Origin of the sequence: Leisingera aquaemixtae, from assembly GCF_001458395.1 — a bacterium.
Taxonomy (GTDB): domain Bacteria; phylum Pseudomonadota; class Alphaproteobacteria; order Rhodobacterales; family Rhodobacteraceae; genus Leisingera; species Leisingera aquaemixtae.
On sequence record NZ_CYSR01000005.1, the window covers coordinates 19,797 to 45,233 of the forward strand.

General features: G+C 61.8%; 29 protein-coding genes. 24 read left to right on the plus strand and 5 right to left on the minus strand.

All coding sequences use genetic code 11. From position 1 onward, the window contains the following. Nucleotide 1: 1 nt before the first annotated feature. Nucleotides 2–724: a response regulator transcription factor gene (locus PHA8399_RS02220; protein ID WP_058284585.1), complete on the minus strand. Its 723-nt coding sequence runs from the start codon at nucleotides 722–724 to the stop codon at nucleotides 2–4. Between the two features lie 263 nt (nucleotides 725–987). On the opposite strand from PHA8399_RS02220, the gene phnD reads away from it, so the two are divergent. The 5 genes from phnD (at nucleotide 988) to PHA8399_RS02245 (ending at nucleotide 5,516) form a co-directional block, all read left to right on the plus strand. Continuing rightward, entirely contained in the window at nucleotides 988–1,971 is a 984-nt protein-coding gene (gene phnD / locus PHA8399_RS02225; protein ID WP_058284586.1) for a phosphate/phosphite/phosphonate ABC transporter substrate-binding protein, read from the plus strand. A gap of 117 nt (nucleotides 1,972–2,088) precedes the next feature. After that, nucleotides 2,089–2,862 carry a phosphonate ABC transporter ATP-binding protein gene (gene phnC / locus PHA8399_RS02230; RefSeq protein WP_058284587.1) on the plus strand — a complete coding sequence of 258 codons (774 nt, stop codon included), beginning with the start codon at nucleotides 2,089–2,091 and terminating at the stop codon, nucleotides 2,860–2,862. Further along, nucleotides 2,859–3,653: a phosphonate ABC transporter, permease protein PhnE gene (gene phnE, locus PHA8399_RS02235; protein ID WP_058284588.1), complete on the plus strand. Its 795-nt coding sequence runs from the start codon at nucleotides 2,859–2,861 to the stop codon at nucleotides 3,651–3,653. The genes phnC and phnE (PHA8399_RS02235) overlap by 4 nt, the downstream gene beginning before the upstream one ends. Further along, entirely contained in the window at nucleotides 3,650–4,462 is an 813-nt protein-coding gene (gene phnE / locus PHA8399_RS02240; RefSeq protein WP_058284589.1) for a phosphonate ABC transporter, permease protein PhnE, read from the plus strand. Before phnE (PHA8399_RS02235) ends, phnE (PHA8399_RS02240) begins: the two co-directional genes overlap by 4 nt. Nucleotides 4,463–4,613: 151 nt before the next feature. Further along, entirely contained in the window at nucleotides 4,614–5,516 is a 903-nt protein-coding gene (locus PHA8399_RS02245) for a TIGR01459 family HAD-type hydrolase (RefSeq protein WP_058284590.1), read from the plus strand. 72 nt (nucleotides 5,517–5,588) lie between these two features. Here the strand turns inward: PHA8399_RS02245 and PHA8399_RS02250 are convergent, their stop codons facing one another. Together PHA8399_RS02250 and PHA8399_RS02255 are read right to left on the minus strand one after the other, a co-directional pair. After that, nucleotides 5,589–6,554: a methylenetetrahydrofolate reductase gene (locus PHA8399_RS02250; protein WP_244270134.1), complete on the minus strand. Its 966-nt coding sequence runs from the start codon at nucleotides 6,552–6,554 to the stop codon at nucleotides 5,589–5,591. After that, the gene (locus PHA8399_RS02255; protein WP_244270135.1) at nucleotides 6,554–7,051 is read right to left on the minus strand and encodes a methylenetetrahydrofolate reductase C-terminal domain-containing protein; all 498 of its coding nucleotides are present in this window, start codon (nucleotides 7,049–7,051) and stop codon (nucleotides 6,554–6,556) included. Before PHA8399_RS02255 ends, PHA8399_RS02250 begins: the two co-directional genes overlap by 1 nt. A 520-nt stretch (nucleotides 7,052–7,571) precedes the next feature. Between PHA8399_RS02255 and PHA8399_RS02260 the strand changes: the two genes are divergently transcribed. The 12 genes from PHA8399_RS02260 to PHA8399_RS02315 all read left to right on the plus strand — a co-directional run bounded on the left by PHA8399_RS02260 (nucleotide 7,572) and on the right by PHA8399_RS02315 (nucleotide 17,074). Continuing rightward, nucleotides 7,572–8,747, plus strand: a complete 1,176-nt coding sequence (locus PHA8399_RS02260; RefSeq protein WP_058284593.1) for a substrate-binding domain-containing protein — start codon at nucleotides 7,572–7,574, stop codon at nucleotides 8,745–8,747. Between the two features lie 69 nt (nucleotides 8,748–8,816). Then, a complete protein-coding gene (locus tag PHA8399_RS02265; RefSeq protein ID WP_058284594.1) occupies nucleotides 8,817–9,581 on the plus strand; it encodes an ABC transporter ATP-binding protein in 765 nt (254 codons plus the stop codon). Continuing rightward, nucleotides 9,574–10,296 carry an ABC transporter ATP-binding protein gene (locus PHA8399_RS02270; protein WP_058284595.1) on the plus strand — a complete coding sequence of 241 codons (723 nt, stop codon included), beginning with the start codon at nucleotides 9,574–9,576 and terminating at the stop codon, nucleotides 10,294–10,296. Before PHA8399_RS02265 ends, PHA8399_RS02270 begins: the two co-directional genes overlap by 8 nt. A 1-nt stretch (nucleotide 10,297) precedes the next feature. Next, nucleotides 10,298–11,329, plus strand: a complete 1,032-nt coding sequence (locus PHA8399_RS02275; RefSeq protein WP_058284596.1) for a branched-chain amino acid ABC transporter permease — start codon at nucleotides 10,298–10,300, stop codon at nucleotides 11,327–11,329. Nucleotide 11,330: 1 nt separating this feature from the next. Further along, nucleotides 11,331–12,389: a branched-chain amino acid ABC transporter permease gene (locus PHA8399_RS02280; RefSeq protein WP_058284597.1), complete on the plus strand. Its 1,059-nt coding sequence runs from the start codon at nucleotides 11,331–11,333 to the stop codon at nucleotides 12,387–12,389. Then, the gene (locus PHA8399_RS02285) at nucleotides 12,386–13,168 is read left to right on the plus strand and encodes an alpha/beta fold hydrolase (RefSeq protein ID WP_082649433.1); all 783 of its coding nucleotides are present in this window, start codon (nucleotides 12,386–12,388) and stop codon (nucleotides 13,166–13,168) included. The genes PHA8399_RS02280 and PHA8399_RS02285 overlap by 4 nt, the downstream gene beginning before the upstream one ends. Continuing rightward, nucleotides 13,168–13,764 (plus strand): TetR/AcrR family transcriptional regulator, encoded by a 597-nt coding sequence (locus PHA8399_RS02290; RefSeq protein WP_058284599.1) that lies wholly within the window; start codon nucleotides 13,168–13,170, stop codon nucleotides 13,762–13,764. Before PHA8399_RS02285 ends, PHA8399_RS02290 begins: the two co-directional genes overlap by 1 nt. Further along, the gene (locus PHA8399_RS02295) at nucleotides 13,761–14,528 is read left to right on the plus strand and encodes an enoyl-CoA hydratase/isomerase family protein (protein WP_167592822.1); all 768 of its coding nucleotides are present in this window, start codon (nucleotides 13,761–13,763) and stop codon (nucleotides 14,526–14,528) included. Before PHA8399_RS02290 ends, PHA8399_RS02295 begins: the two co-directional genes overlap by 4 nt. Nucleotides 14,529–14,533: 5 nt before the next feature. After that, nucleotides 14,534–16,024, plus strand: coding sequence for a class I adenylate-forming enzyme family protein (locus tag PHA8399_RS02300; protein WP_058284600.1), 1,491 nt, complete (start codon nucleotides 14,534–14,536; stop codon nucleotides 16,022–16,024). Continuing rightward, complete coding sequence (locus PHA8399_RS02305; protein ID WP_058284601.1) at nucleotides 16,017–16,373, plus strand: MaoC family dehydratase; 357 nt, start codon at nucleotides 16,017–16,019, stop codon at nucleotides 16,371–16,373. Before PHA8399_RS02300 ends, PHA8399_RS02305 begins: the two co-directional genes overlap by 8 nt. Then, nucleotides 16,367–16,735, plus strand: coding sequence for a hotdog family protein (locus PHA8399_RS02310; protein ID WP_058284602.1), 369 nt, complete (start codon nucleotides 16,367–16,369; stop codon nucleotides 16,733–16,735). Before PHA8399_RS02305 ends, PHA8399_RS02310 begins: the two co-directional genes overlap by 7 nt. Nucleotides 16,736–16,894: 159 nt before the next feature. Continuing rightward, nucleotides 16,895–17,074: a hypothetical protein gene (locus PHA8399_RS02315; protein WP_058284603.1), complete on the plus strand. Its 180-nt coding sequence runs from the start codon at nucleotides 16,895–16,897 to the stop codon at nucleotides 17,072–17,074. 382 nt (nucleotides 17,075–17,456) lie between these two features. Here PHA8399_RS02315 and PHA8399_RS02320 read toward each other — a convergent pair whose 3' ends face one another. After that, on the minus strand, nucleotides 17,457–17,816 hold the full coding sequence (locus tag PHA8399_RS02320; RefSeq protein WP_058284604.1) for a hypothetical protein: 360 nt from the start codon (nucleotides 17,814–17,816) through the stop codon (nucleotides 17,457–17,459). A gap of 519 nt (nucleotides 17,817–18,335) precedes the next feature. Continuing rightward, a complete protein-coding gene (locus tag PHA8399_RS22745) occupies nucleotides 18,336–18,941 on the minus strand; it encodes an EF-hand domain-containing protein (RefSeq protein ID WP_244270136.1) in 606 nt (201 codons plus the stop codon). 136 nt (nucleotides 18,942–19,077) lie between these two features. Between PHA8399_RS22745 and PHA8399_RS02330 the strand changes: the two genes are divergently transcribed. The 7 genes from PHA8399_RS02330 (at nucleotide 19,078) to PHA8399_RS02360 (ending at nucleotide 25,219) form a co-directional block, all read left to right on the plus strand. After that, a complete protein-coding gene (locus PHA8399_RS02330; protein ID WP_058284605.1) occupies nucleotides 19,078–19,803 on the plus strand; it encodes a response regulator in 726 nt (241 codons plus the stop codon). Then, nucleotides 19,800–21,200 carry an ATP-binding protein gene (locus PHA8399_RS02335; protein ID WP_058284606.1) on the plus strand — a complete coding sequence of 467 codons (1,401 nt, stop codon included), beginning with the start codon at nucleotides 19,800–19,802 and terminating at the stop codon, nucleotides 21,198–21,200. Before PHA8399_RS02330 ends, PHA8399_RS02335 begins: the two co-directional genes overlap by 4 nt. A gap of 1 nt (nucleotide 21,201) precedes the next feature. Then, nucleotides 21,202–21,540: an SHOCT domain-containing protein gene (locus tag PHA8399_RS21800; RefSeq protein ID WP_244270137.1), complete on the plus strand. Its 339-nt coding sequence runs from the start codon at nucleotides 21,202–21,204 to the stop codon at nucleotides 21,538–21,540. Nucleotides 21,541–21,715: 175 nt separating this feature from the next. Beyond that, nucleotides 21,716–22,303 (plus strand): L,D-transpeptidase, encoded by a 588-nt coding sequence (locus PHA8399_RS02345; protein ID WP_058284607.1) that lies wholly within the window; start codon nucleotides 21,716–21,718, stop codon nucleotides 22,301–22,303. A gap of 407 nt (nucleotides 22,304–22,710) precedes the next feature. Continuing rightward, nucleotides 22,711–24,012 carry a multicopper oxidase family protein gene (locus tag PHA8399_RS02350; RefSeq protein ID WP_244270138.1) on the plus strand — a complete coding sequence of 434 codons (1,302 nt, stop codon included), beginning with the start codon at nucleotides 22,711–22,713 and terminating at the stop codon, nucleotides 24,010–24,012. Nucleotides 24,013–24,059: 47 nt separating this feature from the next. Then, complete coding sequence (locus tag PHA8399_RS02355; RefSeq protein ID WP_058284625.1) at nucleotides 24,060–24,491, plus strand: c-type cytochrome; 432 nt, start codon at nucleotides 24,060–24,062, stop codon at nucleotides 24,489–24,491. Then, on the plus strand, nucleotides 24,488–25,219 hold the full coding sequence (locus PHA8399_RS02360) for a DsbA family protein (protein WP_058284609.1): 732 nt from the start codon (nucleotides 24,488–24,490) through the stop codon (nucleotides 25,217–25,219). The genes PHA8399_RS02355 and PHA8399_RS02360 overlap by 4 nt, the downstream gene beginning before the upstream one ends. Nucleotides 25,220–25,437: the final 218 nt, after the last annotated feature.

A 25,437-nucleotide genomic window follows, 5' to 3' on the forward strand; every position in this document is an offset into this window, starting at 1 on the left:
TTCAGCCGGGCGTCAGCTGGAACAGGTAACCCTGCGCACGGCGGGTCTGCAGGTGGACGGGTTTGGAGGGCACCGCTTCGATCTTGCGCCGCAAGCGCAGGATCAGCACGTCTATAGTGCGGTCCACATAGCGCTGCATGTCGGATCCCAGCTCCTCCAGCAGCTCCGGGCGCGGGATCACCCGGTTGGGGTTGCGGGCGAAATACTCCAGCAGCCGGTATTCGGCGTTGGTAAGCGGAATCTCCTCGCCGTCCTTGTCCAAAAGGCGGCGGGACTGGACGTCCAGACGCAGGTCGCCAAAGCCGATTTCCTGCCCCGGAGCCGCGCTTGGCCTGGCGGCTCCATGGCCATAGCGGCGCAGCACCGCGCGGATGCGGGCGACAAGCTCGCGCGGGTTGAAAGGCTTGATCATGTAATCGTCGGCGCCGGTTTCCAGCCCGATGATCTTGTCGATCTCATCGCCAATGCCGGTGAGCATGACAATGGGGAGCTGATAGCGCTCGCGAATGTGAATGGCCAAGGTCAGGCCGGATTCCCCGCGCAAGCGCAAGTCGATCAGCGCCAGATCCACCGGCGGCGGATCGCCAAGCGCATGAAACGCGGCGATACCGGCGCAACAGACAGCGTCAAACCCGCTCTCTTGCATCAGGGCGGAAAGCGTCTCACGCACGTTCGGGTCATCGTCCACGATGGCGATGAGCGGCTGCGCCCTATCTGCCTGCATGCAACCCTCCTCCTGTTACATCACGCGGCATCCTGCTTTGCGGCCTGGCAGAACGGCCGCCCTACTTTCAGTGCCGCAAAACACCGCTTTGTTTAAGGGGATGAGACAGCGATTGTAACACTGTTAACATTAAACCGCGCTATTGCGGGTTCCGTTAACAAAAACCTGGCTCGCTTTCCTTCGGCTGCCGTCTCTATCCTCAGCCTGCAAGCGCCGCAATAGACGGGAGCCAGTCCCGGGGCGGCGTTCAAAGGGAGGAAAACATGGTAGATATTTGGACCCGTGCCGCGGCGGCACTGGGCGTTCTGTCACTGAGCGCCGTGGCTGCAACCGCAGGCGAAGACTGCGCGGACCGTGGCGCGCTGGACGTTCTGTATTGCGACGCAAACGGCGATCTTGTTGCTGACACGCCCGCCGATCCGGCAAAGCTGAGCAACCCCGACACGCTGGTCTTTGCTTATACCCCGGTCGAAGACCCCGCCGTTTATGCCGACATCTGGGAGCCGTTCATCGCGCATCTGGAACAGGTGACCGGCAAGGACGTTCAGTTCTTCGCGGTGCAGTCGAACTCTGCCGAGGTTGAGGCGATGCGCTCCGGCCGGTTGCATGTGGCGGGCTTCTCCACCGGGCCGACGCCGTTTGCCGTGAACCTCGCCGGGGCGGTGCCCTTTGCCATCATGGGCGCAGAAGACGGCCAGTTCGGCTATAAGCTGCAAGTCTTCACCCAGGCCGATTCCGATATTGAGAAGGTGAAGGACCTGGCCGGCCGCCGTGTGGCGCATACCTCGCCCACTTCGAACTCCGGCAACCAGGCGCCGCGGGCGCTGTTCCCCGACTTGGGCGTGGTGCCCGATCAGGACTACGAGGTGATCTATTCCGGCTCGCACGACCAGTCGATGCTGGGCGTGGTTGCGGGCGACTACGACGCGGCGCCGGTGGCGTCCGAAGTGGTGGACCGTATGGCAGAGCGTGGTCTGTACGACCCGGCCGACGTCCGCAAGATCTGGGAGAGCGATCCCTTCCCGACCACGTCCTTCACTGTCGCGCACAACCTCGACCCCGATCTGGCCGAGAAAATCAAGGAAGCCTTCTTCTCCTTTGAATTTGCAGGCACCAAGCTGGGTGAGGAGTTCGACGGCGTCAGCAAGTTCATTCCGATCACCTACAAGGATCAATGGGCAGTGATCCGCCAGATCCAGAAGTCCAACGGTGTCGAGTACACGCCGCAGGGCCTCGCCGGGAAATAACCCGCTTTAACGCCCGGCCGGCCAGCACATCGGCCGGGCGCGCCCGTGGCCGCCCGCAGGCCGCCGCCCCCAAGCAGCGCGGCACAGCCGCAGCTGAGCTATGCTTGAAAGTCCGCAATGCTAAAAATCTCCAAACTGACCAAGCGCTACGGATCGGGCGATCCGGTGCTGAAAGAACTGGACCTGACCGTCGAAGGCGATCAGCTTACGTCGGTCATCGGGTCTTCCGGTGCCGGCAAGAGCACGCTGCTGCGCTGCATCAACCGCCTGGTGGAGCCCACCTCAGGGTCCATCGACCTCAACGGCACCGAGTTCACCACGTTGAACCGCCGCAGCCTGCGCATCGCGCGCCGCCGGATCGGCATGGTTTTCCAGGGCTTTAACCTCATCGACCGGCTGACGGTAATGGAAAATGTCCAGTCGGGGCGCCTGGGGTATATCTCTACCTGGGCCGCGCTGACCCGGCGCTACCCGCGCGAGGATATCCGCCACGCCTACGAACTGATGGAGCGGGTCGGCATCGCCCATTACGCCAACAAGCGGGCGGATGAGCTGTCCGGCGGCGAACGCCAGCGGGTCGGCGTGGTGCGCGCGCTGATGCAGCGGCCGGAGATCCTGCTGGCGGATGAGCCGACGGCCTCTCTCGACCCCAAGACCTCAGAGCAGATCATGTCGCTGCTGCGTGATCTGGCATCCGAGCTGAAGCTGCCGGTCATCATCAACATTCACAACGTGGCGGAAGCCAAGGAGTACAGCGACCGCATCGTCGGCATGCGCTACGGGCGGATCATTTTTGACGGCCTGCCTTCGCGGCTTGGCAAGGCCGAAATGGACGAGATCTATGCGGGCGTGCCAGCACAGGACCGGGCGCAGGCAGGGGCGGCGGCATGAGCGCGGGCAAGGACACCTGGCGCAAGCCGCCCTTTATTGCCAGCCCGGCGCTACGCTATGGGCTGTATGCCGTTGCGGCGGTTTACTTTGTCGTCACCCTGGCAACCCTGCCAATCGACTGGGAGCGGGTTTCCGACGGCTTGACCCGCGCGCAGAGGATCTTCAGCGGCGCATTTCCACCCAGTTTCGACCGCGCCGGGCTGCTTTTTGACGGATTTATGGAAAGCCTAAAGATTGCCATTCTTGCCACGGCGGGGGGGATTGCGGTCTCTGTGCCGCTGGCATTTATGGCGGCGGGCAATATTTCGGTGAAACCCGTCTATCTGCTGGGCCGCGGCATCATCATTGTTGCGCGCAGTTTCCACCCGGTGATCGTGGCGATCATATTTGTGAAAGCCGTGGGCTTTGGCCCCTTTGCGGGCGCTTTGACACTGCTGGTCTATTCCATCGGCTTTGTCGCCAAGCTGCTTGCGGAGCGGATCGAGGAAATCGACTTTGGCCAGGTGGAAGCCATGCGCGCGGCCGGGGCGGGGTTCATCGCCACGCTGGCCTATGCGGTGCTGCCGCAGATCATGCCGCGCCTTGTGGGACTGGGGATCTATCAGTTGGACAGCAACCTGCGGGCCTCTGCCGTGGTTGGCATCGTCGGGGCGGGCGGCATCGGCGCGACATTGGCCAATGCCTTTGGCCGGTATGACTACGACTTCGCGCTTGCCATCACCATGGTCATCGTCGGTGTCATCCTCGTGTCCGAGGCGGTGAGCGGATTTGTCAGGAAGCGGATCGCATGATGAGCACAGAAACCTTGCACGGCGCACAGGACCACTGGTCGCGTTTCACTCTGCGCCAGCGTCTGCTGCGGTATGGCGGGCTGGCCCTGACGCTTCTGGTTGTCGGCTGGGCGCTGCGCAGTATCGACGTGATCTGGGCCTGGGTTTGGGATGCCCCGTCGCAGATGGCAGACCTGTTCGGCCGCATGATGCCGCCGGACCCCAGCAACCTGCCGTCGATCCTGGAGGCAATCTGGCAGACGGTGAACATCGCCACGCTGGCGACAATGATCGCGGTCGTGGTGTCCCTGCCGGTTGCCTATATCGCGGCGCAGAACACCACGCCGAACAGGGCGGCTCTGTGGGTTGGGCGGTTCATCCTCGTGTCCTCGCGCTCGGTGAACACCATTATCTGGGCGCTTCTGTTCGTGGCGATCTTTGGCCCCGGCATCGTGGCGGGGATTGCGGCAATCATGTTCCGCTCCATCGGCTTTCTTGGAAAGCTGCTGGGGGAGGCGATTGAGGAGATCGACCGCAAGCCAGTGGAGGCGCTGGAGGCCGTCGGCGCGTCGCAGTTCAAAATTGTGCTCTATGCCATCGTGCCGCAAGTTATGCCCGCCTTTTTCGCGGTCGCCATTCTGCGCTGGGATATCAACCTACGGGAATCCACGGTGCTGGGCCTTGTGGGGGCTGGCGGCATCGGGATGATCCTGCAAGGCGCTATCGACACGTTCAATTGGCCCGAGGTCTCCATGGTGCTGCTGACGATCCTTGCGCTGGTGGTCTTTGGCGAAGTGGTGTCTACCTATCTGCGCAAAAAGATCCTGTGACCGTACCGGGGCGGCAAACAAGTACCCAAGCCGCAATACCTTAGCGTGCTGGTATCCTATGCAGCGCGGGCAAGCGGGGGGGGGAAGGGCGCGGGGACGCGCGTGTGCCTGTCCGGGGCTAGCAGGATGATTGAAGAGGAAAAGGGCCACGATGATCGGCACGGATTGGGCGTTTGACAGGTACGAAAGCGTGCGGGCGGCCCTGCCGCAGGCAGAGTTTCCGCCGGTTTCAAAGTCCGGCCATGACCTGGGCGATACGGCCGCAGATTATGACGCCTATATCCTGGACGCCTTTGGCGTGCTGAACCGTGGCGAAACCGCGATCAGCGGCGCCGTGGAGCGTATGGCCGCCCTTCGCGCCTTGGGAAAAAGGCTGGTCGTCCTGACCAATGCGGCCAGCTACACCCGTGCAGGTGTGTTGGCCAAGTATCACAGACTAGGGTTTGATTTTTCTCCGTCCGAGGTGGTCTCCAGCCGTGATGTAGCCTTTGCTGCGCTGCCAAAGCTGCTGCAGGGCAAGGTTTGGGCCGCGGCGGCGGCGGAAGGCGATGATTTCAGCGACGCGCCCGACGCGGTCCGGATCGCACAGCTCGCTGAAAACCCTGAGCTGCTGCGCGCTGCCGGCGGGTTTTTGCTATTGTCCTCGGCACGCTGGAGCGAAGAGGACACTGCCGCCGTGACACGCGCGCTGCTCGCGGACCCAAGGCCGCTTGTTGTTGCCAACCCGGATCTTGTGGCGCCGCGCGAAATCGGGTTGTCGGTTGAGCCGGGGCTGATCGCGCATGAGATCACCGGGCGCACCGGCGGGCGGGCCGTGTTCTTCGGCAAGCCCTTCGGCAATGCCTTCGAGACCGCCCTGGCCCGGCTGGAGGGCATACCGCGGCACCGGGTCGCGATGGTGGGGGATACGCTGCATACAGATGTGCTGGGCGGGGCCGCGGCAGGCATCGGCACAATTCTCATCAGTGAGCACGGTCTGTTCCGGGGGCATGATGTTGCGCCCTATATCGCCAAATGCGCGATCCGGCCTGACTGGATTGTCGCCACGACCTAGACCGCTCAACGGCTGCCGGACTTCGCCGCGGAACCCGGCGAAAGAGCCGGGCAGGTCAGCTCAACCCGGTAATCAGGTCCGTTTGCGGGACGCCAAAACTCCGGACTCCTGGATGATCTCAGAAACCTGATGCTCCTTCCGGTAAGCCATGACATGCACCCCGGAGACGCCGGCGATCTCACGCATCTGCTGGATAAGCTCTACGCAGATTTTCTTGCCTTCCTGTCCGGGTTTGTCAGCTTTCTCCATCCGGTCGATAACTGCGTCCGGAATATGGATCCCCGGCACGTTCGAGCGCATCCACCGTGCCGCCCGCGCCGACGCCAGCGGTCCGACACCGGCCAGGATAAAGACTTTCTTGTCCAAGCCCATATCCCGAACCCGGGCCATGAACTTTTCGAACAGGGGCACGTCGTAGATATAGTTTGTCTGGATGTATTCCGCCCCGGCCTCGACCTTTTTGGCCAGCCGTTCCGGGCGCCACTCATAAGGCGGGATGCAGGGGTTTTCAGCCGCCCCCAGAAACAGCAGCGGCGGATTGGTTATGGTGCGCCCGGAGAGGAACTTCCGCTCATCCCGCATGGTCCTGATGGTGCGCAGCAGCGACAAGGAGTCGAAATCGAATACCGGCTTGGCGCCCGGCTGGTCCCCCACGCCGACACCATCACCCGTCAGGCACAGAACGTTGCTGACCCCCATGGCGGCAGCACCCAGCACATCCCCCTGAATGGCGATCCGGTTCCGGTCCCGGCAGGAGATCTGGTAGACTGGAGAATACCCAGCCCGGGTGAGCAGCGCGCTGATCCCGATCGAGGACATATGGCAGTTCGCGCCCGAGGCATCCGTGGCATTGATGGCGTCGGCAACCTCCCCAAGCGGGCGTGCGGCATCGTAGACATCCGCAGGGTCAGCGCTGTCGGGCGGGTTCAGTTCCGCCGTGATGGCAAAGCGGCCGGAGCGGAGCACCCGTTCCAGCCGGCTGTGCGAAACATGGCCTTCGGGCGGCGGTGAATAGGGCTGGGGCAAACTGAGGTCCATCATTTCGCCCCTTTCTGAGCTTGTGCGGGCTCCTCCGCCAGCGGCGCGGCGGAGGGTTCATTCTTGCGGGCGCCGGGAAAGGCGTCGGCGATGGCGGTGCGGCGTTTTTCCCGGGCTTCACGCAGATGGGCTGCTTTTTCGCGGCTCACCCGCAGCCAGGACGAAGACCCTTCGAGATTGCGTTCCACCGGTGGCAGCACAGTTGCAATCTGCGCGCCGCCCTTCATCCGCGAGGCGCCGTCCCAGGCCAGCACCCAAACGCATTTCATTTCCGGTTTGACCTCACAATACCCGCCTGGCCGCACCCCGCCGCAGGGGCCGTTGCGCAGCTGCTTGGGGCAGTTCATCGGGCAGGACATGCCGGTCGAGGACAGCACGCACTGCCCGCACATTTTGCAATCGAACAGCACAGTCTTGACGCATTTCTCGACAAAGGCGACGGGACGCTCGACCCGGTCATAGCCTATTTTTCTCAGGACCGGGTCCAGGGCGATCATGACCTGCTCCACCCGCTTGTATATCCACTCAAAACTGCGGGAGTGACGAATAGCGAACAGGCGAATCCGGTACATTGAGTTTCCCTTTCTCCAGGCACTTACAGCGTCTTGTCCATTTGCGCAGGCCGCACTGGTATCGAAATAGTCTTTGCGCCCCGGGTCTCCATGTTTTGGCCTGTATCCGGACCGGCGATACCCGCCGGATGTTTCCGCTGCGGACCGCGGCCGCGGATTGGACCAAGCCTGAGCCTGCGGCCGCACTAGAAAGGCTCGAACAATTGTTAGTGCATGACAGGCCTTCGGTCCATCGGGACGATGGATGAAGCCATACCCGCTTGCCCCGGCAAACCCCTTCGCTTGCGGCCGTTTCTTAACACCCCGTTGGGGCCTGTGCCTTAGTGCAGCCGTCTTTTCTGGCCGGCGGCACGGGCCTGCACGGCAGTGCTGGAACATCCCTGCATTGACATGAATGTTGATTCATGTTTCATATTCTGCAGGGAGAAATCAGGGAGGAGCCCTCATGCTGCGCTTGTTTGCGTTGACGGTTGCTGGTGCATTGATGTCGTCTGCAGCCGCTGCCGAAATCCGGATTGCCCATGTTTATGGCAAAACCGGCCCGTTTGAGGCCTATGCGGCCCAGTCGCACATTGGCCTGCAGCTGGGGCTGGAATATGCCACTGGCGGCACGATGGAGATCAACGGCGAGAAGATCGTTGTGATCGAAAAGGACACGCAGCTGAAGCCGGATATCGGCCGTGCCCAGCTGGAAGAAGCTTTCGGCGATGATGACGCGCACATCGCTGTTGGCCCGGTAAGTTCCGGCGTGGCATTGGCCATGCTGCCGGTTGCCGAAGAGTACGAGCGCATTCTGATCGTCGAACCCGCGGTCGCGGACTCGATCACTGGCACCAACTGGAACCCCTACATTTTCCGCACTGGCCGCAATTCCTCGCAGGACGCAATCGCAAATGCGGTGGCGCTGGGCGGGGAGGGCGTGACCATTGCGACCCTGGCGCAGGACTATGCCTTCGGCCGTGACGGCGTCGCAGCCTTCAAGGAAGCGCTGGAAGCGACCGGGGCCTCAATCGCCCACGAGGAGTATGTACCGACCGACACCACCGATTTCACGGCGGCGGCTGAGCGTATTTTCACCAGGATGGGCGAGGTCGAGGGCGAGAAGAAGCTCTTCATCATCTGGGCCGGCGGCGGCAACCCCATGGGCAAGATCAATGCCATGGAGCCTGAGCGCTTCGGCATCGAGATTGCGACCGGCGGCAACATTCTGGCCGCGCTGAAGGCCTACAAAGAACTGCCGGGCATGGAGGGGGCGACCTATTACTACTACGAGATCCCTCAGAACCCGGTGAACGAATGGCTGGTGAAAACCCATTTCGAGCGGTTTGACAGCCCGCCGGACTTCTTCACCGCCGGCGGCATGGCGTCCGGGCTTGCGATTGTCGAAGCAATCAAGAAGGCTGGCGGCGCAGAGGACACCGAGGCGTTGATCAAGGCAATGGAAGGCATGTCCTGGGAGACCCCGAAAGGCACCATGCAGTTCCGGGCCGAGGATCATCAGGCCATGCAGCCCATGTACCACTTCCGCACCGAGGTCCAGGACGGCAAGGACTATGGCGTGCCGGTGCTCGTGCGCGAGATCGGCATGGACGAAATGAATATCCCGATCCGCAATCAGTAAGCTGCGGGATGTTTCCCGCCGATACTCCGGGGCGGCCGCTGCGGCCGTCCCGGGCAGGGATAGAGATCAATGACCCAGACACTTCTTGAAACGGACGCGCTGACCGTGCGGTTTGGCGGCCATGTGGCTGTCGACGCGGTGTCCTGCAGCTTTCACGCGGGCGAACTAACCGCCATCGTCGGGCCGAATGGTGCAGGCAAGACCACCTATTTCAACCTGATTTCGGGCCAGATCCCGGCCAGTTCCGGCACGGTGAAGCTGATGGGCGAGGACATCACCCGCCTTGGCGTGGCTGGCCGCTGCCGCCGGGGGCTGGGGCGGGCGTTTCAGCTCACCAATCTGTTCCCCAGCCTGACAGTTCTCGAAAACGTGCGCCTGGTGATCCAGTCGCGCCAGCACAAAGGCTTCGGGCTGTTCTCGATGGCGGACAGCCACACGGAACTGACCGTGGCGGCGATGGCCATCCTGGAACGGGTGCGGCTGGACACTCAGAAAGACCAGCTGGTGTCCGAGCTGCCGCACGGCGATCAGCGCAAGCTGGAAGTGGCGCTGCTGATCGGGCTGGACCCGACGGTTTACATGTTCGACGAGCCGACGGCGGGGATGAGCGTTGATGAAGCGCCGGTGATTTTGGATCTGATTGCGGAAATCAAGGCGGACCGGGAGCGCACGGTTCTGCTGGTCGAGCACAAGCTGGACGTGATCCGCAGCCTCGCCGACCGCATCATCGTTTTGCACAATGGCGCGCTGGCTGCCGACGGCCCGCCTGCCGAAGTCATGGCGTCAGCCGTGGTGCAGGAAGCCTATATGGGTAAGGAGCTGGATCATGTCTGACCCGATCCTGTCGCTGCAGGCGGTGCATACCGACATCGCGCAGTATCACATCCTCCAAGGGGTGGACCTTGAGGTGCCGCGCGGCCAGGTGACCATGCTGCTGGGCCGGAACGGCGTTGGGAAAACCACGACGCTGAAGACCATCATGGGCCAGTGGACCGCCAAATCGGGCAAAATTCTGTACGACGGCCAAGACATTACCCGCCTGCCCGTATCGGCGCGCGCAAGGGGCGGGATCGGCTTTGTGCCCGAAGACATGGGTATCTTCAGCGATCTGACGGTGGAGGAGAACATGCTGCTGGGCTGCACCTCCGGGCCGCTGGATAGCGCGCGCAAGGAATGGCTTCTGGGGGCATTTCCGGCTTTGGGGACCTTCTGGAACAGCGAGGCGGGCAACCTGTCAGGCGGGCAGAAGCAAATGCTGTCGATTGCCCGCGCGATGGCCGAAGACCGCCAGCTGTACCTGATTGATGAGCCGACCAAGGGGCTTGCACCGGCGATCGTCTCGACCATGGCCCAGGCGCTGCGGGAGCTGAAAGGGCAGGGAGCCTCGATCTTGCTGGTGGAGCAGAATTTTTCGGTCGCCAGGGCGCTGGGCGACAGCGCCGCGGTTATGGATGACGGCCGGGTGATCTGGACGGGGCCGATGGCGGAGCTGGCAGAAAACAAAGACCTTCAGGAACGCCTGATGGGTCTTAGCATGGAGGCGCACTAAGATGACCGCAGCCCCTGATCATAGACCGAATTTTGCCAGCGTCAGCCTGGCAGAGCGGTTGGATGGCGCGTTGCCGGTACTGCTGGTCCCGGTACTGGTTGTTTTCGGCTTTTTCGCCATTGGCGTGCCCTCATCCTGGCTGACATTGACTGTCTCCGGGCTGGCCATGGGAATGATGATCTTCATCATGGCTTCGGGGCTGACCCTGGTTTTCGGACTGATGGACGTGATCAACTTCGGCCACGGGGCCTTTATATCGGTCGGTGCTTTTGTTGGGGTGTCCGTGCTCATCGCGCTGGGCGAGTGGACCGGGGCGGCATCGCTGCTTTTGAACATGTCCGCTGTCTTCCTGGCCGTCGTTGCCGCGATGACAGTGACTGGCGCCCTGGGCTGGGGATTTGAACGGATCATCGTCAAGCCGGTTTACGGCGCGCACCTGAAGCAGATCCTGGTGACGGTTGGCGGGCTGATTGTTATCGAGCAACTGATCCACGTGATCTGGGGCCCGGATGAGATCTTCTTCAACCGTCCGGAAACCCTGAAGGGGGCCGTCACCTTTGCCGGGGCCGCAATGGAGAAATACCGCCTGCTGGCGGTGGCGGTCGGGCTGGCCCTGTTCATTGCCATGCGCATGGTTCTGCGCCGCACCAAGATCGGCCTGATTGTCCGGGCCGGGGTGGAGAACGGGCCCATGGTTGAGGCTCTCGGCTACCGGCTGCGCCTGGTCTTTGTCGGGGTGTTCATCGCCGGATCGGCCCTGGCCGGGCTGGGCGGCGTTATGTGGGGCCTCTACCAGGAGGTCATCACCGCCGGGATGGGCGAAAAGATGATGGTTCTGGTCTTTATCGTCGCCATCATTGGCGGGTTGGGGTCGGTCGAAGGGGCCTTTATCGGCGCGCTTCTGGTCGGGCTGATGCAGAACTACGTGGCCTTTCTGGAACCGAAGCTGGCACTGGTGTCAAACATCGCGCTGATGACCGCAATCCTGATGTGGCGGCCGCAAGGCATGCTGCCTGTCGTGAAGGCGAAATAAGATGATCGTCAAACTACTCTCCGGCGACAAGCCGCGCTCCGCGGTTCTGACCGCAGTGCTGCTGGTGATCCTGATCTGCCTGGCCGGTGCGCCGTTCATCTTTGACGGCGTGCGCCCGCTGGATACCGCCGCGCGGATCTGCATCTTCATCCTGCTGGTGGCGAGCTATGATCTGCTGCTGGGCTACGGCGGGATCGTCAGCTTTGCCCACACGATGTTCTTTGGCCTCGGCGCCTATGGTGTAGCGCTTGCATCCACCCACATGGGGCGCGGCTTTGACGCGCTTTTGGCCGGATCGCTGGCGGGTGCCTTGGCGGCGGTTGTCCTGGCGCTGCTGATCGGCCTGTTCAGCCTGCGGGTGCGTGCGATCTTCTTTGCCATGATCACGCTGGCCGTGGCGTCGGCTGTTGCGGTCCTTGTGTCGCAGTTTTCGGGCATCACCGGCGGCGAGGATGGTTTGACCTACAAAATCCCGCGGGTTCTGACCTCGGCCAACCGCATGGGCGAATTCCTGGGCACACGCATCACCGGCAAGACCCTGAACTATTACCTGGTGTTTTTTGCCTCGCTTATCCTGTTCCTGCTGCTGCTGCGCATCGTGAATTCGCCGTTCGGCCGCGTGCTGCAGGCGATCCGCGAAAATGATTTCCGGGCCGAGGCGATCGGGTACCGCGTGGTGTGGTACCGCACCGCCGCCACCTGCCTGTCGGCGGCGGCGGCGGCGCTGGCGGGCAGCCTTTTCGCTATCTGGCTGCGCTATGTCGGGCCGGATACCACGCTCAGCTTCGAGATCATGCTCGACATCCTCCTGATGGTCGTGATCGGCGGCATGGGAACGATGTATGGCGCTGTGATCGGGGCGGCCCTGTTCATCTTGGCGCAAACCTATCTGCAAAATCTGATGGGCAGCGCCTCTGAGGCAACCGCCGGCCTGCCGCTGATCCCCGATCTGCTGAACCCGAACCGTTGGCTGATGTGGCTGGGCATCCTGTTCATCCTCAGCGTCTATTTCTTCCCGTCTGGCATTGTCGGCCGGCTGCGCCAACGGCGCGCGTCATGACAATTCCCGTTCTTTTTCTCCATGGCTGGGCGATGAACGGAGCAATGTTCAAGGACACGGCACAGCGGCTGGGAGCAGAGTATGACTGCTACGCCCCCGATCTGCCGGGGCACGGGGGCCGGCTGGCGGACGAAGCCAGTCTCGACGCCTGCGCGGCCGTTGCAAAGCGGTGGATCGACAGCCTGGACCGGCCCATCCTGGCCGGCTGGTCATTGGGGGCAGGAGCCGCGTGGCGTTATGTGGCGCGGCATGGAACGGCTGGCCTGCGCGGGCTGATCACCATCGACATGAGCCCCCGGATGCTGCCGAAGGAGGATTGGGACCTGGGTCTGATCGGGCAAAGCGCAGAAGCCATTCTGGCAACCTCTGGTAAAATCGTGCCGCAGTGGCCCCGCATGGCCAGCAGTATTGCGCGCAATATGTATGCTCTCTCCAGCGATCCGGTCCCAAGCCGGGAGGACATCGTTGACCTGCTGCTGGCGCAAGACCCCGCACGCCTGCGCCCGCTGTGGAACGATCTGGTAGCAATGGATGAGCGGGAAACGATTGCAAAAATCGCTGTCCCCTACCTTGTCTGCTCGGGCGCGCGCAGCAGGCTTTACAGCCAGGATGCAGCGCACTGGATCGCGTCGCAGGCCAAGCGGGCGCGGGTGGAGAGTTTCGCGTTCTCGGGACACTCGCCCCATCTGGAAGAGCCTGAGGCCTTTTGCGATGCCATCCGGCGCTTTGTTGCTGCCGAAGGGCTCTCGACGCCAAATCAAGACCAAGAAGTGACCTGATGACCAAGCCGACAACTGCGAAGCCAAAAACCAAACGCGGAAAGGAGCGCCGGGCCAAAATCCTGGCTGCCGCCGAACAGGTGATCGGCCAAAAGGGCTTTGCCGCAGCCTCCATCGCGGACATTACCCGTGCCGCCGACACCGCGCTGGGCACTTTCTACATCTATTTCTCGGGCAAGGACGAAGTCTTTCGAGAGCTGGTGCAGGACATGGGCCACGCCACCCGGTCCCAGGCTGCGGAGCGGATCGCCGGGGCCGCAAACCGGCTGGAGGCTGAGCGCGCAGGTTTGGAAGCCTATCTGACCGTGGTGCGCGACCGCCCCTTGCAATACCGCATCGTCGAGGAGGCCCGCTTTGTCGACCCGGAAGCCTACCGCGAGTATTACACCGAGTTTGGCAAGGCTTATGCGGATCAGCTGGATCAAGCAGCCGGCAGGGGAGAGATTTCGCAGGGCGACGCCGAAGTGCGCGCCTGGGCCCTGATGGGGATCGCCAAGACCCTGGGCGAGCGGTTTGTGCTTTGGGAAGACGAGGCCGACATCGAACGGGTTGTTGCCGAGGCCCACAAATTCATTTGCAACGGATTGGCGCCATGAGCGGATTAGTCTTCTGCGACCAAATAGACTTGGCAGGCGGGGAGCCTTGCTTCCGGATCACGATGAAGGCTCCGCGCGCCAATGCGCTGGAGCCCGGTTTGTTGCGGGACTTGCACCAAGCATTTGATACGCTGGAGAAATCGGGCGTCCGGAAAGCACTGATCCTCGGCGGGCGCAATTTTTCAACCGGGGGAGATGTCAGCCGGTTCCATGAGGCGGCACGAAATGGCCGCGCGGAGCAATACGCCGAAGCGGTGGTCCCGGTGCTGCAGGACCTGATCATGCGGATGATCACGATGCCCGCGGTGATAGCGTCAGCGGTGCGCGGGGCTGCTACCGGCGGGTCGGCAGGCATCTTATTTGCGTCCGGCATTGCTGCCGCTGAACCGGGCGCCTTTGTGCAACCCTACTACGGCGTCATGGGATTTGCCCCGGACGGCGGGTGGACGGCCCTTTTGCCAGAATTGATTGGCGCCGGGCCGGCCCAAGGCTGGCTGATGGCAAACTGCCGCCACGGCGCGGGCGAATTGCAGCGCCTCGGGCTGGTTCAGGCAGTTGATGCCGATCCGGAAACCCGGGCAGCAGAGCTGTTGGGCAGCATCGACGCGGGGTCTGCCCTGGCAGCCAAGTCGCTGGTCTGGAACGGCGAACGGCTGGCCCGTGTCCGCGCGGGGCTGGACGCGGAAACCGCCGCATTCCGCACATTGATCGGGCGGCAGGAGACCCTGTCTCGGATGGCACAGTTTCTTCAATCAACCGGATAGATGCGATGTTCGATGTGATCCCGGATATGGCCGCTAAACGGGCGGCATTAACCCCCGATGCTTTGGCTTTTCACGACACCTCCACCGGCGAGGACTGGAGTTTTGCCCGGATCAATGCCGCGGCAAACGCAGTTGCTGCGGGGGTCAAAGCACAAGGCCTGGCAGAAGGCGACCGTGCCGCCATCATCTGCCAGAACCGGGTGGAGTTCTTCATTGCCTTGTTTGCCTGCCAAAAGACCGGGATCGTTCTGTGCCCGCTGAACTGGCGCCAGCCAGCACCGGAGCTGGTGGAAACCCTGGACCAGGTTGGCATCTCTTTGCTGCTGACAGACGCGGAGTTTCAGGCCACGGCCCGCGAAGCCGCGGCAGATATCGGCGCAACGGTTCTGACAATCGAGGAAGATCTTGCCGGCTGGATCAGGGACGGCGGCCCCGCTCTCAACGCTCCGGTGCCAGCCGGACAGCCCTGGTATCTGCTGTTCACCTCCGGCACCACCGGCTTGCCCAAGGCGGTCATCCAAACGGCAGGCATGGCCTGGGCCAATGCCGTGAATATCGGGCAGGCCATAGATATTGCATCAACCGACCGCGCCTTGTGCTTTCTGCCACTGTTTCACACCGCGGGTATCAACCTTTACACTTTACCGGTTTTCCTGACCGGCGGCAGCTCAACCATTCTGCCGAAATTCGAGCCGGAAACCGTGCGGAGCCTTTTGGCGTCCGGGCAGATCAATCAGTTCTTCGGCGTGCCGGCGGTTTATCAGGCGCTGGCGCTGCTGCCTGGCATCGGAGACCTGGATTGGACACCGATCCATTGCGGCTGCGGCGGGGCGCCGCTGCCCGAACCCTTGATCCGCTTTTTTGCGGCTAGGGGCGCCAATGTGCTGAACGGAATGGGGATGACCGAAACCGGTCCTACCGTTTTCCTGATGGATCCGGCCCGCGCGGCAGAGAAGATCGGGTCGGTGGGGAAGCCGCAAAGCCTTGTCGACGTGCGGCTGGCCGGCGTGGCCGAGGGGGCCGAAGGGGCGGGCGAGCTGCAGCTTCGCGGTCCGGGCGTCACGCCGGGATATTTCGGCAACCCCGAAGCAACGGCCAAGACCTTTACCCGGGATGGCTGGCTCGCCACCGGCGATGTCGCGCGGCGGGACGCGGACGGCTATTACTACATCGTCGACCGCATCAAGGACATGTTCATTTCAGGCGGCGAAAACGTCCATCCGGCGGAGGTGGAGCGGGTGCTGAACGCCCATCCCGCTATTCTGGAAGCAGCGGTTGTGGGGGTTCCCGACGCCAAGTGGGGCGAAGCGGGCGCGGCCTTTGTGATGCTGCGCCCTGGCCAGACCGTCAGCCCCGAAACATTGCGTCCGTGGTGCCGGGAACGGCTGGCCGGGTACAAGGTGCCCGCGCATGTGCGGATTGTTCAGGACTTCCCACGCACGGCCGCAGGCAAAGTATGCAAACCCAAGCTGCGCAAGGATTTCACCGATGATTGAACTGGAGGAGCGCTGGACCCCGACACAGGCAGATTTCGACGCCTTTGCCAAAGTGTCAGGCGATGACAACGCGATCCATGTTGACCCGGAGTTTTGCGTCGAAACGGCCTTTGGCCGGACGGTGAGCCACGGGATGCTGATCTATGCCAAGCTTTGGGGAATGCTGAAGCGCCATGACGCCGGGCTGTCTCAGGTCAGCCAAAGCCTGATGTTCCCGAACCCGGCCTTTGCAGGCGAAGAACTGAGATTACGGATCGCCCAAGAGGCCCCCGGCCTGGTGAGGATGCTGGTCACACGGGTGGCGGATGGCGCGGAGTGCCTGACCGGAGAGGCAGAGATCACATGCTGAGGACAGGGCAGACGGCGCGGATAGCGCGCAGCTACACCCGGGACGATCTGGCGGCCTATGCGGCCTTGAGCGGCGCCAGTGCCGGCTGTGTGCCGGAACCGCTGATCGCGGCTCTGTTCTCCTATCTGTTGGGGGTGGAGTTGCCGGGATCTGGCACCAACTATCTGAAGCAGGATCTGGCTTTCAAAGCGCCCGCACCGCTGGATACTTCACTGGAGGCCAAAGTGGAAATCATCCGGCTGCGGCCGGAAAAGCATCTTGTGGACCTTTGGGCCAGTTGCACTGCGCCGGATGGAACGGTCATCTGCGAAGGCCGCAGTCTGGTCAAAGCCAAAGACGTTCCGGGCGCCTTCTCCGCCTGAGTGACAGAGGACGGGTCCGGTCCGGGCTGTTCGGACTGGGCACTGTTTTACTGATTCCGGGCGGCCTGGAGCGGTGCCCTGGGCAATTGGGGCGCGGCCGCTCCGGATACCAAGGGTGCGCGGGCCGAAACGTTGAGAGAAATCCGCCCAGCAATGCGAATGGTCACGCGCATTGCTCAACTGGTGGCCCGGACCGTGAAACGCGTCCTCGCCATAGAACGGCAAAAGCTGAAGCAGGACGCGGATTATGTTCGCGCCCTGCGTCAGAAATGGGAACCGGAAGATGCAGCGCGGCTGTCGAGGATCTCGCTCGGTGGGATAGACAGCGGACCGAAATAGGGCCGATTGCTGCCTTTTGCTGCGTGAAAAGCCAAGGTTTGCTGTGCCGGACAAAACCGACCTTGGATTTTTCTCTTCGCTGGCGCAGCATCGCTCTGCGCATGCGGCGGGCTTCTCGCTGCATTGCAACCCTAGTCACGGAAGCGGTCATTGCTTGCTGGGTTCGAACGGTAGATCGAAACCGCGCTTTCTCTGCATGGCGTTTGGACACGAAAGACGCGGGACTAATTGCCGATCGGTGCAACTATTCAAACGACCGCCTTTTTAGCATGTGTACGCAGTGACGCGTTATGAGAGTGGAAGACCTACTCCATTGCGATTGGCGAAAGTGAAAGAATATTTCCGAGCCAACTTCAGGGTTGATCTGACGCTTTGCTGGCTTTCAGGATGTTGCTGTTGTGCAGAGCATAGCCCAAAGGTCGTGCTGCCAATCGCCGTTGGAGGTGGCTGTGTTGATCATGAATCTTTTGAGACCAGTGTCGACATATGCTGGTTCTCCGCATTTAACACGAACCGGGTGTTTCCTAGTGTCGTCGTAGAGAACTGTGCCGTTCGCATCTGTTTGAACCAGTTTGATGGCCACTTCAAAGTCGAAGTCTTCCTCGCTGGTGACCTGGTAATGGGTCACGCTCAATTGAACCATGGTGGCGTCCGGGAAATTGGCTGTGTGAAAGACTGTCTGTTGACCCGCGCTAGGCGTGGCAACAAGAAGAAGGCCAAACACTATTGGAAGGATATACATATCCCAACTCCCGCAGCGCTCGCCTCGTGACAAAAATAGCACAAGTTGCCGCTGCGCACGATTCGAAAATTTGAAACGTAATGAGCTGTTCCTATCTCCGATGCGCCCCGCGTTGGACCCAGATGCCGCAGGCCAGCGCCAGAATGTTTAACAAACGTAGCATTTTAGAGCTTTCGCGCCGACAGGTCGGATGAGCTGTCCGGAAAGACGTGACGGCCGGCAATCTGCTCCACGGTCCACCGGGAACGCGTCCAGCAGCTGCGTGTTTCCGCGTCTCGGAAACGGTGCGAATGCATCATTTGCGGAAATGACACGGGTACGGTTATGGGGCGACAAAAGGGATCTACTTTGCATTAGCAATCTGCAAGCGAGTAGCTGTTCGATCACCCGCCCCAAGCTTGCCGCTGCTTAGAAGTACAGCAAAGATGCCCAGCTTTTAGGGGATACGTTGAGATACTTGCCCCTAGAAAGGATGCCGTCAGGCTGTGCCAGATGGCATCCAGAAAAGTGTCTTGAGGATCAGTTATCCTTTGGCTGGTCCATCATGCCGTCGCCAGGCTGATCGCTTTCGGCTTGCGGGCCGCTGTGGGCCATACCGGATCCTGCCATCATCTGCTTCATGCGGGCAGTCTGGGCAGAGATCTCTTCCTCAGACACCGCGCCGTCGCCGTCCGCATCCAGGTGTTGAAAACGGTCTACCATCTGTTCGCGGATCATAGCGCTGTGGAATGTTTCGAACTCATCAATCGAAAGCGTGCCGTTGCTGTCCGCGTCGTACTCTTTCAGGGCGGATTGAAGTTTGTCCGTCAGCATGCCGGGTTTGCCCATACCCATGCCCATCATCTGCCGGTCCATCATGGCGTTGCCCATGCTGTGCTGCCCGTGCATCTGCATCATCCTGCCGTGCATGCGCTTCATGTTGGACATCATACCGCCGCCCTTCATCTGCGAATCCGCATTCTGCTGCATCATGCCTGATGTATTGGCGCCGGCTGTGCCGCCGTGGCCGTGGCTGGCCTGTGCCAGTGCCGCACCCGCCATTGAGCCGGATACCGCGAGAGTGAGCGCAAGAAGTTTCAAATTCGTCATGTCCAGACCTTTCCCAGAGTGTTTGGATAAAGCCAATCTGGGATGCGGGGCGTGAGCTTGCCAGTGCGCCGGGCTGGGGAATTGTATCGCTCTGTCACAGCTGAAACAGTTGATACATTCTGCGACAAAACTCTGCAGAACCACTTGCGGCAATAACCTATTATCGATGCAAATGAATGAAATGCCACATATTCTCGTCGTTGACGATCACCGTGAAATCCGGGCCGCGGTCACACGGTACCTGGAAAAGAACGGCATGCGCGCAACTGCGGCGCAAGACGCGGCGGAGATGGATGCGAAACTGGCAACCGGGCATTTCGATCTGATCGTTCTGGACGTGATGATGCCGGGCGAAGACGGATTGTCAGTCTGCCGAAGATTGTCTGGCGAAGGCGGTCTCCCAATTCTGATGCTGACGGCCCTGGGGCAGGAAACCGACCGGATCGTTGGCCTGGAGATAGGCGCAGATGACTATTTGCCCAAGCCTTTCAACCCGCGCGAACTGTTGGCGCGCATCAAAGCTATCTTGCGGCGATCCGACCGCTCCGAGCCGCTGGCGGGAAGCCTGGCCGGCAAAAAGGTCCGGTTTGCCCAGTGGGTACTGGACAGCGACCGCCGCGTCCTCATTGACGGCAACGGGCAGGAAACTGCCCTGACCGGGGCCGACTTCAAGCTGCTGACGGTTTTGCTGGAGCGGGCGCGCCTGGTCCTGAGCCGGGATCAGCTCATGGACTTAACCGCAGGCCGGCGTGCAGCGCCCCTGGATCGGACGATAGATAACCAGATCAGCCGCTTGCGCCGCAAGATCGAGAAGGACCCCATGCAGCCGCGGCTGATCATCACCGTGCGCAACGGCGGCTACAGCCTGGCGGCAGATGTGGAGGTAATGAACGAATGAGGCGCGCCCTCAACAGCCTGCACAGCCAGTTGGTGCTGCTGGTTATCCTCGCTCTGGCCACCGCTCAGGCGATCAGTCTTTGGCTCTTTGTCGACGAGCGCAGTTTGGCGGTACGCGCGGCGCTCGGAGCGGAAACTGCTGGACGTGCCGCCAATGTGGCCCGGCTGATCGAAGAAGCGCCTGCCAGCCTGCACGCCTCGATTTTGCGCGCTGCGAATTCGCCGCTGGTACGGTTCGCCATCGCGCCGGAGCCCGAAGTCGGGCATACGTCGCACGACGGAAGCGGGATTGTCGAAGAGCGTGTGCGCGCACTGCTGGACGGTAATTTCAACCGCGAAATCCGGGTGGAACTGCATGAGGTTGACAGTGCGGGGCTGCCGCTGCCGCATCTCAACCAGGAAATGGCCGCCATGCACCGGGAGATGATGCGCGGGCATATGTCGGCCATTGAATTGAAGCTGTCCATCGCGTTGTCCGGCAGCCAATGGCTGAATGTTGGTACCCGCTTCGAACGGCCGCCATTGCAATGGCCGCTTTATTCGACCCTGACTTTTGCGCTTACCGCCGGCTTTATGCTCATTGTCGTGTTCTGGTTCCTGATGAGCCGGGTAACCGGGCCGCTGCGCAGGCTTTCCGTTGCTGCCGACCGGTTGGGGAGGGGGGAAGAGTTGGCTACGCTACCTGCGGTGGGGCCATGTGAGGTACAGGATCTGACCGCGGCGTTCAACCGGATGCAAGAGCGGCTGACACGTTTCGTTGCAGATCGCACCCGGCTTCTGGCGGCACTGGGCCATGACCTTCGCTCGCCTTTGACGGCCATGCGGGTCAGGGCGGAATTTGTCGACGAGGAGGAAACCCGGGACAGCCTCATTTCCTCAATCGAGGAAATGCAGAGCATGGTGGACGCGGTCTTGGCGTTCTCCCGGGGGCTGGCGGTGTCCGAGCCGCTGGAAACGTGTGAACTGGGCAGTTTCCTGGAACGGCTGCAAGCTGACATGCTGGATCGCTTCGATTTGCGTCCAGGGGCGGAGACAGTGGTCGGCCTGCAGCCGAATGCGATGCGGCGGGCCTTGCGCAACGTGATCGACAATGCGCTGCGCTATGGCGGCTGGGCGCGGGTTGGATATGGCAACGACGGAAAAAGCGCGTTGATCACGGTTGCGGACTCCGGCCCTGGCATCCCTGCGGAAGATTTGGAGCGGGTGTTTGACCCCTTTCTGCGGCTGGAGACGTCGCGGTCTTTGGAAACCGGCGGCTACGGGCTTGGCTTATCCATCGCCCGTACGATTGCGCGTACCCATGGCGGCGACATCACCTTGGCCAACCGCCCGGATGGCGGGCTGCTGGCGACGCTCTCAATCCCTCTTGCGGGCGGTGAACCCGAAATAGAAACGTGAAATGGAGACCAAGATGAAACGACAGGTTGCAACGCTGGCGATTATGCTTCTGCCCTTGGCGTCTGCTGCGGCTTGGGCGGATGCGTCCGGTAATTGGGAGCAGGGGTATGGCCACATGATGTGGTCTGGCGGGTTCGGCATGCTCGGGGCGCTGATGATGTTGCTGTTTTGGGGCGGCATTGTCGCGCTGATCGTGGTGGCTGTGCGGTGGCTGGCCGATAACCGCAACGCAGGCACGGACGCCTCCGCCGATGCACTGCAGGTGCTGCGCAGCAGGTTTGCCCGCGGAGAAATCGATGAAGAGGAGTTCAGGCGCCGCAAGGCCGCACTTGATGAATGACTCTCATGCTTCGCGGTTTGCGGCGCAGGCCATGGGCTGAGCCGGAAGCCGCGGCTCGCGGAACAATGGAAGGCATCCGGGTGTTCTAGTTCTTGAAGTCACAGGGCGGTGGGAAATCTCTGCCCGGGGCCTGGAGAATTGTACGGCACAGGTGAAACAACCAAAAGGAGGCAATATGCAGAGGCGGGATTTCATTGCTGGGGCAGGAGCGTTGACCGTGCTGGGCTCGCGGGGCAGCGCGCATACGACAAAGCTGCCGGTCTACAACATGCCCGAAGAATTTTTGCCGCGCCAGGTGCGCATCCGGAACAGCTTCGCGCCCTACGAGGTGCATGTGGATCCGGGCCAGTTCGCGCTGTACTGGACACTGCCTGAGGGCCGCGCGATCCGGTATTCAGTCGGGATTGGCCGACCTGGCCTGTATGAGGCGGGCGAATTCTATATCGGCGCGAAGAAGGAGTGGCCCAGCTGGACGCCGACCCCAGATATGATACGGCGCGAACCGCATCGTTATGCCAAGTTCGCCGATGGCATGCCCGGCGGTCTCGGCAACCCTTTGGGGTCGCGTGCGCTTTACCTGTTTCAGCCCGGGCGCGGGGATACATTTCTGCGTATTCACGGCACCAACGAACCGGACACAATCGGGCGGCGCGTGTCGAATGGCTGTGCCAGGCTGGTGAATGACCAGATGATCGATCTCTACGGCAGGGTGCCGATGGACACCCGGGTCGTGCTGCACCCGGTGGCAACTCTGCCTGCCTGATGCGGCTGCGCGAAGGGCCGGCGCTTTGCCGGCACGGAGCGTTTGGACCGGGTTGCGGCGGCACCTCCCGCAAACTGCCGCCGGGCGCGCCAAGACCGCGTTCGGAAGCGGGGCGGGTAACCGGGAAGCCGATAGCGGGCAGACAGCCGCCCGCGTCCACCCTGGGCACGTGCGCGGTCACGCCAAGGATACATATGGTTACAATGCTGATGGTGGGCCGCCATTGACCTTCCTGTGCTGGAAGGTGGCAGGTCACAGGCAAGTAATGACCAGGTTTGGAGGCAGGAGGTTCGCCTGCCTGAGAGGAAGTGGAAATGTTTTCAAGGCGAAGGTTTCTGACAGCGGCGGGCGCTGCTGGCGTGCTGGCGCAGCTGCCGGTCCGGGGCAGCGCCCTGGAGCCGGACCTGATGGAATTGCACGCCACCGTCAATCCGGTGCAGCTCTTGCCGCCGGACTACCCGAAAACAGAGATCTGGGGGTATGCGGGCGGCACGCCGGGGCCGGAAATCCGGGTGCCCCAGGGCGGTCGGGTGCAGCGGCGATTTGTTAACGGCCTGCCGCAGGCAAGCACAGTCCATTGGCACGGCATCCGTGCGGCGAATTCGATGGATGGGGTGGCCGGGCTGACCCAGGCTCCGGTGCCGCCGGGCGGCAGCTTCGACTATGACTTCACCGTTCGGGATGCAGGCACCTTTTGGTACCACGCCCACAACCGGTCGGCCGAGCAGGTGGCGCGCGGGCTCCACGGCCCGCTGATCGTAGACGAAAAGACGCCGCCGGATATCGACCGGGATGTTACACTTGTGCTTGACGACTGGCTGCTGGAGCCGGATGGCGGGCAGCTGTATCCGGGCTTCGAGTCGCGCCACGACCGCTCCCATGCCGGACGGTTGGGCAATTTCATTTCGACCAACGGACAGTCAGCCTGGACCCAATCGGTCAAGCGGCATGAGCGGCTCCGGCTTCGGCTGATCAATGCCTCCAACGCCAGGATCTTCATGCTGGCGCTGGTCAACTTGGAGGGCTGGGTGATGGCGCTGGACGGAATGCCGCTGCCAGCCTCCGAGGCAGTTTCGGAAGATCTGCTGCTCGGCCCCGGCCAGCGTGCTGATCTCATTGTCGATGTCACAGCCGGAGACGGCGAAGAGGCGTTTCTCGCACGGATCGAGGACAGTCAAGGCTATGCCCAGGCTGCCTTCCCGGTGCGCGGCGTGTCCAGTAGCGCCCGGCGCGGCTCCCCGGCGCCGCTTCCGCCGAACCCGGCGATGGAGATGACGGGGTTGGATGCCGCGAAGGAGCTGCGGCTCGACATGGCTGGCGGAGCAATGGGTTCGCTGCGCAGTGCTGTTCTTAACGGGCAGAGCACCGGGTTCCGGCAATTGGTGGAGGCGAACCAGTTCTGGGCCTTCAATGGAACAGTCGGCATGACGCAGGCACCGCTGACGACGTTGGCGCGGGGCGAGACTGTCCGGGTCACAGTGTCCAACGACACAGCATTCCCGCACGCTATGCATCTGCACGGGATGCATTTCCGCACCGTAAATGCCGATGGCTCAATGGGCCACCTGCGCGACACGCTTCTCAGCTTTGCCGGCGAAAGCCACGAGATTGCTTTTATTGCCGATAATCCCGGCGATTGGGCTTTCCACTGTCACATGCTTTCGCATGCGGCCTCTGGCATGATGACCTGGATCCGGGTGCAGGCATGACGCGGGCGGCCATCAGTGCGGCGGCGGTGCTGGCTGTCGCCGCACTGATGGCGGCGTGGATTTTCCGGCCCTCTTTCCCGTTCGTGCCAACGGCTGATGCGGTGTCAGTTGCACAGGGAAAGGTGCTCTATGCGGAGTACTGTGCGTCTTGCCACGGGGCAAATCTGGAGGGCCAGCCGAATTGGCGCAGCCCAGGAGAGGATGGCCGTCTGCCGGCGCCTCCGCATGATGAGACGGGCCACACTTGGCACCATTCTGACCGAATGCTGTTCGAGTATACCAAATTGGGGGGGCAGGCTGCGCTAGCAAACAGCGGAGTCGCCTTGGACAGCGGCATGCCAGGCTTTGGCAGCCAGCTGAGTGATGCGCAAATTCGCGGTATCCTGAATTTCATAAAATCAGCTTGGCCCGAGCGCGAGCAGCGGTACCAAGCAGAAAGAACAGAAGTAGAAGCCCAGCAAGAAGGAAGAAACCAATGATCCGTCCTAAACGTATATTGCCGGTACTTTGTCTTACCTTTTTGCCTTTGCCCGGCCTGACCAAAGAATTGACAGAGGAGGAGATCAAGCAACTGGTCTATGAGGCAATCCTGGAGCGGCCCGAAATCATCATGCAGGCGGTCGAAATGCTGCAGCGTGACCAGGACGCCGCCAAAGCTGAAGCTGCTCGGGTGGTTCTTGACAACAACCGTGCCACGCTGGAACGCGATCCCAACGCCCCGGTTCTGGGCAATCCCGAAGGGGATGTAACGGTTGTCGAGTTCTTCGACTACAACTGCCCCTATTGCCGCCGTGCGATGGCTTCAGTGCAGGGGCTGCTGAAAGATGATGCCAATATCCGGCTGGTCTACCGCGAGTGGCCCATCCTGGGTGACGGGTCTGTCTTTGCCGCGCGTGCCGCTCTGGCTTCGCGCAAACAAGGAAAGTACGAAGAATTCCATTGGGCTCTGATGGGAATGCAGGGCAGGGCTACGGAGGCTGCGGTCATCCGTATCGCACGTGAAACCGGGCTGGACGTGGAACAGTTGCGCCAGGACATGGACGCGCCAGAGGTGGAGGAGCATATTGCCACTTCTATGGCGCTGTCGCGCAAGTTGGGCTTCAACGGCACGCCGTCTTTCGTGATCGGCGAAAACTTGATTCCCGGTTTTGTTGAGCAACCGCAACTGCAAGAACTGGTAAAACAGGCACGCGAAGCTGCCGAGTGACGACGATTGCTCTATCGCGGGCAACAGCACTCAGGGCCGGTGCAATATTGCTTGGAAAGCTCGCCTATTTGTATCGAGCTGTCGCAAAGCGCTTCGCTACGACTGAGCGATACAATTGCCCATCCGGGCGAGGTGGATCGGCCAATCCTGAATGCCCTAGTCTATGGAAGATGGCGATACATCAATAAACGCGCCAACGATTTCGACGAGGAAGGCAC

Bases quoted from the DNA above. Each gene is read 5' to 3' on its own strand.
- PHA8399_RS02220 (WP_058284585.1), bottom strand. From the start codon at position 724: ATGCAGGCAGATAGGGCGCAGCCGCTCATCGCCATCGTGGACGATGAC.
- phnD (WP_058284586.1), top strand. From the start codon at position 988: ATGGTAGATATTTGGACCCGTGCCGCGGCGGCACTGGGCGTTCTGTCA.
- phnC (WP_058284587.1), top strand. From the start codon at position 2,089: ATGCTAAAAATCTCCAAACTGACCAAGCGCTACGGATCGGGCGATCCG.
- phnE (WP_058284588.1), top strand. From the start codon at position 2,859: ATGAGCGCGGGCAAGGACACCTGGCGCAAGCCGCCCTTTATTGCCAGC.
- phnE (WP_058284589.1), top strand. From the start codon at position 3,650: ATGATGAGCACAGAAACCTTGCACGGCGCACAGGACCACTGGTCGCGT.
- PHA8399_RS02245 (WP_058284590.1), top strand. From the start codon at position 4,614: ATGATCGGCACGGATTGGGCGTTTGACAGGTACGAAAGCGTGCGGGCG.
- PHA8399_RS02250 (WP_244270134.1), bottom strand. From the start codon at position 6,554: ATGGACCTCAGTTTGCCCCAGCCCTATTCACCGCCGCCCGAAGGCCAT.
- PHA8399_RS02255 (WP_244270135.1), bottom strand. From the start codon at position 7,051: ATGATCGCCCTGGACCCGGTCCTGAGAAAAATAGGCTATGACCGGGTC.
- PHA8399_RS02260 (WP_058284593.1), top strand. From the start codon at position 7,572: ATGCTGCGCTTGTTTGCGTTGACGGTTGCTGGTGCATTGATGTCGTCT.
- PHA8399_RS02265 (WP_058284594.1), top strand. From the start codon at position 8,817: ATGACCCAGACACTTCTTGAAACGGACGCGCTGACCGTGCGGTTTGGC.
- PHA8399_RS02270 (WP_058284595.1), top strand. From the start codon at position 9,574: ATGTCTGACCCGATCCTGTCGCTGCAGGCGGTGCATACCGACATCGCG.
- PHA8399_RS02275 (WP_058284596.1), top strand. From the start codon at position 10,298: ATGACCGCAGCCCCTGATCATAGACCGAATTTTGCCAGCGTCAGCCTG.
- PHA8399_RS02280 (WP_058284597.1), top strand. From the start codon at position 11,331: ATGATCGTCAAACTACTCTCCGGCGACAAGCCGCGCTCCGCGGTTCTG.
- PHA8399_RS02285 (WP_082649433.1), top strand. From the start codon at position 12,386: ATGACAATTCCCGTTCTTTTTCTCCATGGCTGGGCGATGAACGGAGCA.
- PHA8399_RS02290 (WP_058284599.1), top strand. From the start codon at position 13,168: ATGACCAAGCCGACAACTGCGAAGCCAAAAACCAAACGCGGAAAGGAG.
- PHA8399_RS02295 (WP_167592822.1), top strand. From the start codon at position 13,761: ATGAGCGGATTAGTCTTCTGCGACCAAATAGACTTGGCAGGCGGGGAG.
- PHA8399_RS02300 (WP_058284600.1), top strand. From the start codon at position 14,534: ATGTTCGATGTGATCCCGGATATGGCCGCTAAACGGGCGGCATTAACC.
- PHA8399_RS02305 (WP_058284601.1), top strand. From the start codon at position 16,017: ATGATTGAACTGGAGGAGCGCTGGACCCCGACACAGGCAGATTTCGAC.
- PHA8399_RS02310 (WP_058284602.1), top strand. From the start codon at position 16,367: ATGCTGAGGACAGGGCAGACGGCGCGGATAGCGCGCAGCTACACCCGG.
- PHA8399_RS02315 (WP_058284603.1), top strand. From the start codon at position 16,895: ATGGTCACGCGCATTGCTCAACTGGTGGCCCGGACCGTGAAACGCGTC.
- PHA8399_RS02320 (WP_058284604.1), bottom strand. From the start codon at position 17,816: ATGTATATCCTTCCAATAGTGTTTGGCCTTCTTCTTGTTGCCACGCCT.
- PHA8399_RS02330 (WP_058284605.1), top strand. From the start codon at position 19,078: ATGAATGAAATGCCACATATTCTCGTCGTTGACGATCACCGTGAAATC.
- PHA8399_RS02335 (WP_058284606.1), top strand. From the start codon at position 19,800: ATGAGGCGCGCCCTCAACAGCCTGCACAGCCAGTTGGTGCTGCTGGTT.
- PHA8399_RS21800 (WP_244270137.1), top strand. From the start codon at position 21,202: ATGGAGACCAAGATGAAACGACAGGTTGCAACGCTGGCGATTATGCTT.
- PHA8399_RS02345 (WP_058284607.1), top strand. From the start codon at position 21,716: ATGCAGAGGCGGGATTTCATTGCTGGGGCAGGAGCGTTGACCGTGCTG.
- PHA8399_RS02350 (WP_244270138.1), top strand. From the start codon at position 22,711: ATGGAATTGCACGCCACCGTCAATCCGGTGCAGCTCTTGCCGCCGGAC.
- PHA8399_RS02355 (WP_058284625.1), top strand. From the start codon at position 24,060: ATGGCGGCGTGGATTTTCCGGCCCTCTTTCCCGTTCGTGCCAACGGCT.
- PHA8399_RS02360 (WP_058284609.1), top strand. From the start codon at position 24,488: ATGATCCGTCCTAAACGTATATTGCCGGTACTTTGTCTTACCTTTTTG.